Below are 690 nucleotides of genomic sequence, written 5' to 3'. Positions count from 1 at the left end.
TACAGTCGAAATCGGCCTGGCTAAGCGATAAGTCTGGTGCACCACAATTATCAGTGGAGGCTCCACCGATCAAATCTGTCGTTATCATTGCCTGCCCTATGGAATCCAGGGCAACACTAATATCTGCGCATAAGGCCTGCGGTGGCAGGTCATCAGTTACCGTCACGGTAGCCTGACATGCATCCGAATTATTGCTGGCATCGGTCACCGTTAACGTGACGGTGTTGGTACCGATATCACCGCAATCGAAAGTACTCTGATTGAGCATCAGGCTCACCCCTGGGCAGTTATCGGTAGAGCCGCCGTCCACATTATCAGCCGTGATTGACGCGAATCCGGTACTATCCAGGCTGACGCTGAAGGGCTGACATACGGCCACCGGCGAGATTACATCCTCTACCGTGATGGTCGCCGTACAGGTATCTTGGTTGTTGCTGCCATCGCTTACGATCATATCCACAGCGTTTTCTCCCAGATGTGTGCAGTCGAAACTGCTTTGGCTAAGCGCCAGGTCCAGCGTACCGCAATTGTCCGACGAGCCACCGTCTACATTGAAGGATGGCAGGAAAGCTGTCCCATTTTCATCGAGTTGTACTGTAACATCTGTACACTCGGCCTGAGGCGGGAGCAGGTCTTCCACGGTCACCATTGCCATGCAGCTGCCGGAGCCGGAGTTGGGGCTGCCATCGC

Annotated in this window: 1 protein-coding gene; it reads right to left on the bottom strand. The window is 54.2% G+C overall.

The window, feature by feature from the left end; all coding sequences use genetic code 11:
• The coding region (locus IX84_RS18405; RefSeq protein WP_044224083.1) for an HYR domain-containing protein at window positions 1-690 on the bottom strand (690 nt) is incomplete at both ends.

Source organism: Phaeodactylibacter xiamenensis (assembly GCF_000759025.1).
Taxonomy (GTDB): Bacteria; Bacteroidota; Bacteroidia; order Chitinophagales; family Saprospiraceae; genus Phaeodactylibacter; species Phaeodactylibacter xiamenensis.
This window is presented reverse-complemented; position numbering and strand designations above follow the sequence as displayed.